General features: G+C 62.0%; 8 protein-coding genes. All 8 read right to left on the bottom strand.

The features are described from left to right. Positions 1 to 114: 114 nt before the first annotated feature. The 8 genes from DW024_RS03870 to kdpB all read right to left on the bottom strand — a co-directional run bounded on the left by DW024_RS03870 (position 115) and on the right by kdpB (position 10,882). A complete protein-coding gene (locus DW024_RS03870) occupies positions 115 to 1,581 on the bottom strand; it encodes a S1C family serine protease (protein WP_118377022.1) in 1,467 nt (488 codons plus the stop codon). A 208-nt stretch (positions 1,582 to 1,789) separates the two neighbouring features. Continuing rightward, positions 1,790 to 2,452 (bottom strand): response regulator transcription factor, encoded by a 663-nt coding sequence (locus DW024_RS03865; RefSeq protein ID WP_089573201.1) that lies wholly within the window; start codon positions 2,450 to 2,452, stop codon positions 1,790 to 1,792. A 50-nt stretch (positions 2,453 to 2,502) separates the two neighbouring features. Continuing rightward, positions 2,503 to 3,840, bottom strand: a complete 1,338-nt coding sequence (locus DW024_RS03860; RefSeq protein ID WP_118377021.1) for a glutamine synthetase family protein — start codon at positions 3,838 to 3,840, stop codon at positions 2,503 to 2,505. Positions 3,841 to 3,974: 134 nt separating this feature from the next. Next, a complete protein-coding gene (locus tag DW024_RS03855) occupies positions 3,975 to 4,997 on the bottom strand; it encodes a LacI family DNA-binding transcriptional regulator (protein WP_158572159.1) in 1,023 nt (340 codons plus the stop codon). Between the two features lie 124 nt (positions 4,998 to 5,121). Then, positions 5,122 to 5,814 (bottom strand): GntR family transcriptional regulator, encoded by a 693-nt coding sequence (locus DW024_RS03850; RefSeq protein ID WP_118377019.1) that lies wholly within the window; start codon positions 5,812 to 5,814, stop codon positions 5,122 to 5,124. Positions 5,815 to 6,023: 209 nt separating this feature from the next. After that, entirely contained in the window at positions 6,024 to 7,973 is a 1,950-nt protein-coding gene (locus DW024_RS03845) for an NAD(P)/FAD-dependent oxidoreductase (protein ID WP_118377018.1), read from the bottom strand. A 245-nt stretch (positions 7,974 to 8,218) separates the two neighbouring features. Further along, positions 8,219 to 8,809, bottom strand: a complete 591-nt coding sequence (gene kdpC, locus DW024_RS03840) for a potassium-transporting ATPase subunit KdpC (RefSeq protein WP_118377017.1) — start codon at positions 8,807 to 8,809, stop codon at positions 8,219 to 8,221. A 12-nt stretch (positions 8,810 to 8,821) separates the two neighbouring features. Then, positions 8,822 to 10,882 (bottom strand): potassium-transporting ATPase subunit KdpB, encoded by a 2,061-nt coding sequence (kdpB, locus tag DW024_RS03835; protein ID WP_118377016.1) that lies wholly within the window; start codon positions 10,880 to 10,882, stop codon positions 8,822 to 8,824. Positions 10,883 to 10,885: the final 3 nt, after the last annotated feature.

The following is a 10,885-nucleotide window of genomic DNA, read 5'->3' as shown; positions in this document are numbered from 1 at the left end:
TGGTTTAAAGCTGGCCGCTGCGCGGCCAGCAGACTAAAGTCTTGAAAGAAAAGAGGGACTGTCCCGCGTTGGCGGGACAGTCCCCTCTGGCTTCGATATGTGCAATACGGCTCGTTAGAAACCCTGGCCATAGCCTTGGCCTTGACCCTGGCCCTGCTGGCCCAGCAGCTCCTCCAGATACTGGCGCAGCTGCTCGTCAGTGATGCCGCCGTTGCCGGTGTCGGTCGCGCTGTCATCCTGCTGCTGGCTCTGCAGCTCCTCGTCAGAGCCCAGCTCAACCGTGACCTTCTTCTCATCCTTGCCACGCATGAGCGTGATCTCGACCTTCTCGCCCACCTCGTGGCTGCGCAGCGCAATGATCAGGCCATCGGCACTCGTAATCTCGTCGTCGCCCAGCTTGGTGATGACATCGCCCTCCTGGATGCCGGCCTTGGCGGCGGGACCGTCCTCGACGACGCTCGCCACATAGGCGCCGCTATCGGTGCTCAGCTTGTTGGTACGGGCGTTGAGCGCGTTGACGCTCGAAAGCGTGGCACCCAGGTACGGATGCACCGGCGTCTTACCGTCGATGATCTGGTCGGCAATGTTCTTGGCATAGTTAACCGGAATGGCAAAGCCCACGCCCGAGCTGGAGCCCGAGTAGCTCTCGATAAGCGAATTAATGCCCACCAGCTCACCATTGTCGTTAACGAGCGCGCCACCGGAGTTGCCCGGGTTGATGGCGGCATCGGTCTGGATCATGTTGGCATAGATGGTATTGCCGCTGGTAGAGCTCATGGCCGTGGAGCGATAGAGCGCCGACACGATACCCGTGGAGACAGATTGTTCGTTGCCGAATGGCGAGCCGATCGCCATGACCCACTCGCCCACGTTGAGCTTGGAGGAGTCACCGATTTCGATCGGCGTGAGCTTGGAAGCGTCAGCATCCTTAAGTTTGATGACGGCAAGATCGCTCGAAGCATCGTTACCCACGAACTCGGCCTCGTAGGTGGTGCCGTCGTCCATGGTCACCACGTACTGGTCATAACCATCGACCACGTGGTTGTTGGTGAGGATGTGGCCCTCGGTATCGAGCACCACGCCCGAACCGACGCTGCCCGAGCTATCCGACTCGTCGGCAGACTGCGAAAGCGAGCCATTCTGGCTACCGCTCGAAGTGGCGGTGATAGAAACGACGGAGGGCAGGGCCTTGGCAGAGACGGCCTCGGCCAGCGTGGTGTCCTCGGAGTCGATGGTAATCTTTTGCGTCGATGAGCCCGAAGCACCCGCCGTCACGGCATTCTTTCCGCCGCCAATGTTGAGCGTACCGCTCATAATGAGCGCGATGACCAGCAGGGCGCCGCAGGCACAACCGGCAAGCGCCGTAATGAAGATCGGCAGCTTTTTGGTCTTGGTCTTGACCACCGTGTGCTTGTTCACGACCTGCTGACCGCCCAGCGGCTGGCCGGTCTGTGTGTCGTAAGCCTGCACGTAGGGAATGTTGCTGCCGGCAGGCGTCGACTCCACCTGCACGCGCGGCTGCTGCTGAGTATCGCCGGCATTGCCAACATCCTGGGGACGCTGGGAATCGTTCTCGCTCATAGCTGCGATCCTTTCGTCAAATAACCAAAGGCCCGCCAAACATGTGGCGGGCCATCATTGTTCATGTTGAGTTGTACCCCAATATGCGGGTGCACGTGTATGAGAACGCAATCTTTTAGGAAGGCTTAAGTTCTGTTGAAGACCCGAAAGGAACCCACGCATGCGGCAAAACCACCACAAAGGCGCCTGTCCCCTTTGTGGTGGAAATCTAGTCCTTAAACAGATAGCCCACGCCGCGGACGGTGGTGATGTGTGCCGCGATCTGCGGGCCCACCTTAGAGCGGATGCGTCGGATGTGCACGTCGACGGTGCGCGTGCCGCCGCAGTACTCAAAGCCCCACACGCGGTGCAGCAGCACCTCGCGGCTGTAGGCACGGTTGGGATGCGTCGCCAAAAAGCTCAGCAGCGAGTACTCCATCAGCGTCAGGTCGATGGGCTCGTTATCGAGCGTCACCTGGTAGGTGGCCAGGTTGATCTCGAGGTTATCGATGTTGAGCACATCGTCGGCGGTAACGGTCTCCTCCTCGCCCATCAGACGCTGTGCGCGAGCCTTAAGCTCGTTGGGCGTCGCCGTGGGGCACACAAAGTCGGCATGCGCGTGATTGGGCAGGCGCAAGGTGCCGAGCGCCTCATCGTCGACGATCACCAACATGGGGACGCCGCCGCGATCGTCAAGCCACTTGGCAATCTGATCGATGCGATCGCTGCGAATGCCATCGGAATCAAGGATCAGCAGGTCAAAGTCGTGCGCCGCAGTCGGCGAATCGGGGGTTGCCAGGCTCACCTCGACACCCAGGGTGGTCGTCAGGCTGCGGGCAAACTCGTGGAAGCGCGTCGTGCGCGCCATGAACAGGGCACTCTTATCGGACATATCGGCCTCCAAAGAAATGAGCTCAATCGTACTGGAACAAGCCAGCGCGATTAGGAGTTCGCCAGGTAGTGCTTGATCTCCCACTCGGTGATCGTAGACTCAAACTTATGCCACTCGTCACGCTTCTTTTTGAGGAAGAAGCTGTGGATGTGCTCGCCAAGGGCATCCTTCATAAACTGCGAGTCCTCGAACACGTCGAGCGCCTCTTTGAGCGAGCGCGGCAGCGGCGTGTAACCGGCCTCGAGCATCTGACGATCGTTGAGCTTGAGCGTCTCGGCCGTGGCCTCGGGCGGGAGCTCCAGCTTGCGCTCGATGCCGTCCAGACCAGCCGCCAGCGTGACGGCGTTGACCAGGTACGGATTGGCCATGGGATCGGGACTGCGCAGCTCGATGCGCGTGGACAGCTGCTTGCCGGGCTTGTAGACCGGGATGCGGACCATGCTCGCGCGGTTGCGCAGGCCCCACGTAGCGTACTGCGGCACGGAGTCGCCGCCCGTGGTGATGCGTTTGTACGAGTTGACCGTGGGGTTGGTGATGGCGCTGATCTCGCGGGCATGCGCCAGAATGCCGGCCATATAGTGCTTGGCGACGTCAGAGAGATGGTACCTCTCGTCGTCCTCGCCCCAAAACACGTTGTTGCCGTCGTGGTCGAATAGCGACTGGCACAGGAACATAGCGCTGCCGTCCTCGCCCGCCAACGGCTTGGGCATAAAGGAGGCGTGGCAACCGCTCTCGTAGGCCTGCTGCTTAATGATGAGCTTGGCCGTGGTGATGGCGTCGGACATGCTCAGGGCCTCGGCGTGGCGCAGGCTCATGCCGTGCTGCGAGCGGCCGGCGGCGTGGAAGGTGTACTCCACGGGCACGGACATCTTCTCAAGCGTGAGGACCGTGTTGCGACGCAGGTCGCGAGCGGCATCGCTCACCGAAAGATCGAAGTAGCCCACGTTGTCGAGCGGCTCGGGGGTGTGCTCGTCGGGGAAGTAGTAGTACTCCAGCTCGGCACCAACGTTGAGCAGGTAGCCGGCCTTCTCGGCCTTGTAGAACATGCGGCGCAGAGCATCGCGCGGGTCGCCGGCAAACGGCTTGCGATCGGGAGTGCACACGTCGCAGAACACGCGGGCGACGCCGTTGTGACTCGGGCGCCACGGCAAGATCTGGAAGGTCGAAGCATCGGGGAACGCGAGCATGTCGGCTTCCTCGGGCGTGGCAAAGCCCTCGATAGCGGAGCCGTCAAAGCCAATACCCTCCTCAAAAGCGACCTCGAGGTCCTCGGGGCTGATGGCAAAGTTCTTGAGGCGGCCGAGAATGTCGACAAACCACAGACGCACAAAGCGGATATCACGCTGCTCTACGGAGCGGAGTACGTAATCGATGTTCTGCTGGTTCATGTCGCTCCCCTTTCTTTCGGGCGGGTTTCGACTGGTCTATATCGCAGATACTATCGCAGAAAAATGTTTCCGCAGGGTTAAAGCGTATCAAGCGCTCAAAAAACGTGCGCGAGCAGGCCGTTGCGAACGAGCGGCTAGCGTAAGGTCGAAGCGCGGTGTTCGATGTGGCCGGGGATCTCGATACGCTTAGGGGCGAGCTTTGCGGCATCGCCCACCGTAGTGGTAACGACGTCGATGCGCTCGGACAGGCGCTCGACTACGCGCTCGGCAATGGTAAGGGTGTCTTGCGCGGCCGTGGTCACACCGCCAAAGAGCACGTGGTTCCAAGGGTAATCGTCAAACGTCGCGATCTTGAAGCCAGCCGGCAGCGAGGGACCCAGCTGTGCCAGCGCCTCGGTCAAACGCAGGAAAACCAGGCCGTTGACGGCAATGAGGCCGAGCTTTTTGCCCGCATAGCCGCGGATGGTCTCGTCCAAGCGGTCAACGCCCGTGGCGCCACCATCGGCCAGGATGACGACCTCACCCGCAAGGCCGCGTCGCGAAAGCTCGTCGACAAAGGCCGCGGCGCGTTCGCGACGCACGGGGCTGTCGTCGCTTGCCTCGGTGAGCAGGCACAGGCGCTCGCTGCCCGCAGCGGCCAAGGCGTCTACTAAGCCGGCAACTAACTCACGGTTGTTAGATGTCACCAGATCGACACCGCCGTCGGCAACATCGCGGTCGAGCAGCACGACGGGCAGGCGTCCCGCAGCCGCGGCGATCGCCTTGTCGTTGCCTCCGCAGGTATTGACGACCAGGCCGTCCACGCCGGCATCGATAAGTCTGGTGAGCGACTCTGCCTCCTTGGCGGGGTCGTTGCCGCTAATGGCCGTCATGAGCGAGCAGCCGCGCGCGGCGGCGCTGGCGGAAAGCCCTTCGAGCATGGCGCTGGAGAACGGGTTGGCGATGTCGGCCAGAATCACGCCGATGAGGTTGGTGCGCGAGCTGCGCAGGTTGCGCGCGGCGGCACGCGGGCGATAGCCGGTGCGCTCGATAACCGCCGCGATGCGAGCACGGGTTTCCTCGGTCATCTGCCCGGGGCGGTTGTTGAGATAGCGCGAGACCGTGGCCGGGCTCACGCCCGCCTCGACGGCAATGTCCTTAATCCTCATCTGCGCCATAGCGCACCCCGTTCCCCAATTGTCGGCAGTCTGAGCCATTTTAGGCATTTTTTAAAATTCTCGGTTGCAAAACGCTGTAGGTGAGCAGCATCGTTTTCGCGTCTCGAGCAGATGCGATGATGGGCTAGATAGACGAGTCTTTGGACAGCTCGAAATAGTCGGGATACAAGGCGATAACCGGGCCCTGTTCTTCGGGCATCAGGTGCAGGTGTATCTCTGCCAGATAGCTCGCCGCGTCGGTATCGCCCCTCTTAATGGCCTCGAGAATCCGGCGATGCTGTCGACGAATCGGCTCCCAATCCAAATCCTGCGACACCATACGCAACCAGTTGTATCGCTCAAAATGCGTGTTGATGCTCTTCATCCAATCCCACAACATGTGACGACCGGCAATCACAAAACACGTCTCATGGAACAGGTTGTCCAGATCGAAAAAGCGACGCGTTTCGCTATGGTCGAGCGACTCAGACTCGGCAAGAATCTGCCCGAGCCGATGCTTTTGCTCGGGCGTGGCGGCAGAGCAGCATTTAATGAGCACACTTCTCTCGAGTTTCTCGCGCAAGAAACAAGCGTTCTCGGCGCGCTCCATGCTGATCTTAGAGACGTAGGTGCCGCTCTTGGGACGCGTTTCCACCAGCTCCTGCTCGCGCAGACGCACAAAGGACTCGCGAATGGGCGTTCGCCCGATTCCCGTCTCTTTTTCCAGGCCAATCGCCGAAAGACGCGTGCCGGGCTTGAGCTCGGCATAGATGATCTTGGAGCGCAATGCGCTGTATGCCTGATCTTGCAGGCTCTGATAATGCTGGTGTTGTTCCATAAAGCTAAAGCCCTCGGATGAAGCTCACGGTTTGTCGAATACCACGTAATACTATCGCATCCCCCATTCCCTCAGTTGAGGTGAAATAGGACGCGCTCGCGTCGCCAGCACCGCAAGAGCAAGCGGCGGCATCCCGAAACCCGGGACACCACCGCTGTTTTGCTATCGGATGGCGCAGAGACGCCTCTCCTCGTGCACCAAGGGGCTGACTAGAGTTCGCAGGCCACCTTGTAGCCGTCGCCGATGGCGTCGCGGATGTTGCCGCACTTCTGGGCATCGCCCAGCACGTGGGTGGAGACACCAGCAGCGGCAAGGTCGTCGGCAAGCTTGGTATTGGGACGATAGCCCATGGCAAGCACCAGCGTATCGGCATCGGCGATGGTGTGGATCTGGCCATCCTTTTCGTACGAGATGGTGTCCTCGGTGATCTCGGTCACCTTGGCCTCGGTCAGCACGTGAACGCCCTTGGAGAGCATGCGCGTGATGAGCACCGCGCGACCGGCGCCGCCCTCGTTAGCGGCAAGCGTCTTGGTCATCTCGATAACGGTGACATCGCGATTGGCCGGCGACAGGTCGTTGACCAACGGGGCCAGGTAATCGGCCGTCTCGCAGCCGACGGTGCCGCCGCCCACGATGACAATCTTCTTGCCCGGGAAAGCCTTGCCGCCCAGCAGGTCGTCGGCCGTCATAACCTGCTTAAAGCCCTGCATAAAGGCCGGAGCGATGGGCTCAGCGCCATAAGCCAGGACAACCTCGTAACCCGCGTAGTCGCGCTGAATGTCCTCGGCCGAGAGCTCGGTGCCAAAGACGCACGTGACGCCTGCCTCGGCCAAGCGACGGTACTGATACTTGATCACACGCGTGAGCTCCTGCTTTGCCGGCGGAACGGCCGCAATGCGCATCTCGCCGCCCGGCTCGTCCTGCTTATCCACGAGCACTACGTTGTGGCCACGCTTGGCGGCAATGTAGGCTGCCTCCATACCCGCAGGACCAGCACCCACGACCAGAACGTTCTTGGCCTCTGCGGCAGGCTCGTAGCCGGCCTCGTCGCGCTCCACGTCCGGGTTGACGGTGCAGGAGATACGCTTGCCGAACATAATGCCGTTCAGGCAGCGCAGGCAGCCGATGCAGGGACGGATCTCGTCGGCGTTGCCGGCAGCCGCTTTGTTGCAGAACTCGGCATCGCACAGATTGGCACGGCCCATCATGCAGATGTCGGCAGCACCGTCCTCGATCAGCTCCTCGGCAATCCATGCCTCGTTGATGCGGCCGACCGTGGCAACGGGAATATTCACATGCTTTTTGATCTCGCGCGAGCAGGCGGCGTGCGAGGCCTGCTGCGTACCGGCGGCGGGAATGGCGGAGCCGCGCTTGATGGTAGTGCCGCCCGACACGTGGATCATGTCGACGCCGGCCTTCTCCAAGCGGCGCGAGACGTAGATCATGTCGTTGAGGGTCAGGCCGCCATCGGTGTACTCGTCGCCCGAGATACGGACGTCGATGATGAAGTCCTTGCCGCAGCGCTCGCGAATCTCGGCGATGACCTCGAGCAAGAAGCGCATGCGGGCGTCGAGCGAGCCGCCGTACTCGTCGGTACGCTTGTTGTAGAGCGGGGTCAAAAAGCCGCCGAGCATGCCGTGGGCGTGCGCCGCATGGACCTCGACGCCATCGACGCCGGCCTTCTGCATGCGCACGGCAGCGTCGCCAAACTGATGCGTGAGCTCGTGGATCTCGTCGACCGTGATGGGGCGCGGCGCCTCGCGGGCATAGGACGGCCCCACAAAGGACGGAGCGATCAGGCGCGGCGTACCCGGAATGTTAAAGGCCATGTAGGCGGGATGGAAGAGCTGCGGCATGATCTTGCAGCCATACTCGTGGACGGCCGCGGCGAGCTTTTCCCAGCCGGGGATAAACGTGTCGTCGTAGCAGCACATGTCGCCCGGCAGATAGGTATAGGTGGGCTCAACCGTTACGACCTCGGTGATGATCAGGCCCACGCCGCCCTTGGCACGGGCGCGGTAATGGTCGACCAGATCGTCGGTCACATAGCCGTGGTCGGCCAGGTTGGTGGACACCGGCGGCATAAAGACGCGGTTCTTGACCTCGGTCGTACCGACCTTGATCGGGCTAAAGAGCATCGGGTAGGAGGAGGACTCCATGCAGGCTTCCTTTCGTTTGAGCCGCTCGGCGGCAGTTACTAACGTACTTATCGTATCAGCAACCGCGCAGCACCCAACCGCACGCGCTTCTCCAACTTCTGCTCTACCCACAAAAAGTTGCGGTGGAATACGGAGTAGATAAGGCCTTTGACAGCCAAAACGGTCCGTATTTCACCGCAATTGATGGGCGGGATGGAGTTAGAGGCCCAGGTAGGCAATCATGCCCTCATCCGCCACCCCCTCACCTACAGCGCGCCGTCCAGCATAAGGTTCACCTTGAGCACGTTGACCGTGGGCTCGCCGAAGACGCCCAGGAATCGGCCCTTGGTGCACTGGGCGATGATGTCGCGCACCTCGCCTTCGCTCTTGCCCGTGGCCTTCGCCAGGCGCGGTACCTGGTACTCGGCGGCATCGGGGGAGATCTCGGGGTCGAGCCCTGAGCCGGAACACGTCACCAGGTCGACGGGCACGGCATCCATGCCGGCGTCGGGGTTGGAGGCGCGAATCTTCTCGACGCGCGCGTCCACAAGCTGCCGGTACTCCTCACTCGCCGGGGACAGGTTGGACGGGGCACCATACGCCATGGGCTCGCCGTCTTCGCCTTCGACAATTGACACGTTCTGGATACGACCCCACATGTGGGCTTCGTCATCGAAGTTCTGGCCGATGAGCTCGGAACCCACAACCTTGCCGTCGACCTTGATGAGCGAACCGTTCGCCTGATACGGGAATGCAACCTGAACGATGCCGGTCACGACGAGCGTGTATCCCAGGCCGCAGACGATGGTAAACAACGCGAACACGCCAAGTGCGCGCGGTGCGATACCTTTGAACATACAAACCTCCGTCTACATCATGCCAATGCCGAACAAGGCCAGCAGCATGTCGATAATCTTGATGAATACGAACGGCGCCACGATACCGCCCAGACCCCACACCAGCAGGTTGTGGGTCAGCAGCTGTCCGGACGGGACCTCGCGGTACTTAACGCCCTTGAGAGCCGCCGGAATTAGCGCGACGATGACCAGCGCGTTGTAGATGATGGCGGACAGCACGGCCGTCAACGGGTTGGTGAGGCCCAGGATGTTGAGGGCGCCCAGTCCCGAATAGATCGGCGAGAACAGGGCCGGGATGATAGCGAAGTACTTCGCCACGTCGTTGGCCACCGAGAAGGTCGTGAGCGAGCCGCGGGTCATGAGCAGCTGCTTGCCAATACGCACGACCTCGATGAGCTTGGTGGGGCTGGAGTCGAGGTCGACCATGTTACCGGCCTCCTTGGCAGCCTGGGTGCCCGTGTTCATGGCCACGGCGACGTCGGCCTGGGCCAGAGCGGGCGCGTCGTTGGTGCCGTCGCCGGTCATGGCGACCAGGTGGCCCTCACGCTGGAACTCGCGGATCTTCTCGAGCTTGCCTTCAGGGGTGGCCTCGGCCAGGAAGTCGTCAACGCCGGCCTCGGCGGCGATTGCCGCGGCGGTGAGCGGATTGTCGCCCGTCACCATGATGGTCTTGATGCCCATGCGGCGCAGGTCGGCGAACTTCTCCTTAACGCCGGACTTGATGATGTCCTTGAGGTACACAACGCCCAGCACGCGGCAGTTCTTGGTCACGACCAGCGGGGTGCCGCCGGCCTTGGCGATGCGCTCGACGGCCTCGTCGCACTCCTGGGAGAACACGCCGCCGGCTGCCTCCACATAGGTGCGCACGGAATCGGCAGCGCCCTTGCGGATCTCATTGTCCTCGTAGTTCACGCCGGACATACGCGTTGCCGCGGTGAACGGGATGAACTCCATACCCTTATCCTCGAGCGTGCGGCCGCGCAGACCGAACTGCTCCTTGGCGAGCACGACGATGGAACGGCCCTCGGGGGTCTCGTCGGCCAGCGAGGAAAGCTGGGCGGCATCGGCCAGCTCCGCGGGATCGACGCCGTCGACCGGGATGAACTCGGCGGCTTGGCGGTTACCCAGGGTGATGGTGCCGGTCTTGTCGAGCATGAGGATGTCGACGTCGCCGGCGGCCTCGATGGCGCGGCCGGACATGGCCAGCACGTTGGCCTCGTTCAGACGGCTCATGCCGGCGATGCCGATGGCGGACAGAAGGGCGCCGATGGTAGTGGGAGCCAGGCACACGAGCAGCGCCACGAGCGTGGTCACGGCCGTGGGGTTGACTATGTCGTTAAGACCGACCGAGAAGCAGGAGTAACAATACAGGGCCAGCGTGACCAGGATAAAGACGATGGAGAGGGCCACCAGGAAGATCTCCAGAGCGATCTCGTTAGGGGTCTTCTTGCGCGCGGCACCCTCGACCATCGCGATCATCTTGTCCAGGAAGCTCTGGCCGGGCTCACTGGAGATCTTGACGATAATCCAGTCGGACAGCACCGTGGTACCGCCGGTAACGGCAGAGCGGTCGCCGCCGGCCTCGCGGACCACGGGGGCGGACTCGCCGGTGATGGCGGACTCGTCAACGGAGGCAGCGCCCTCGATGACGTCGCCGTCGCCGGGAATCTGCTCGCCGGCGCGTACGATCACCAGGTCGCCGCGCGTGAGCTCGGTGCCGGGAACGACGGTGAAGTGCTCCTTGTCCTCAACGGACTCGATGCGATGGGCCTCGACATCCTTCTTGGCCGCACGCAGGGAATCGGCCTGAGCCTTACCGCGGCCCTCGGCAAGCGCCTCGGCGAAGTTCGAGAACAGGTCGGTGAGCCACAGGATGACCGCGATGGCGACCACATAGTAGGTGGGCACACCCGCGTCCTGCACACCGAAGATGGAAGCGACGGCCAGGACGGAGGTCATGACGGCTGAAAGCCACACCAGGAACATGACCGGGTTTTGAATCTGGACGCGAGGGTCCAGCTTGGCGAACGAGTCGCGGACCGCGCGGCCCATCATGTCTTTTTGCATAGTCATAAA

The organism is Collinsella sp. AF37-9 (genome assembly GCF_003475115.1).
Classification (GTDB): domain Bacteria; phylum Actinomycetota; class Coriobacteriia; order Coriobacteriales; family Coriobacteriaceae; genus Collinsella.
Note: the sequence above shows the minus strand (reverse complement) of the source record. Positions and strands in the feature narration are given on the sequence as shown.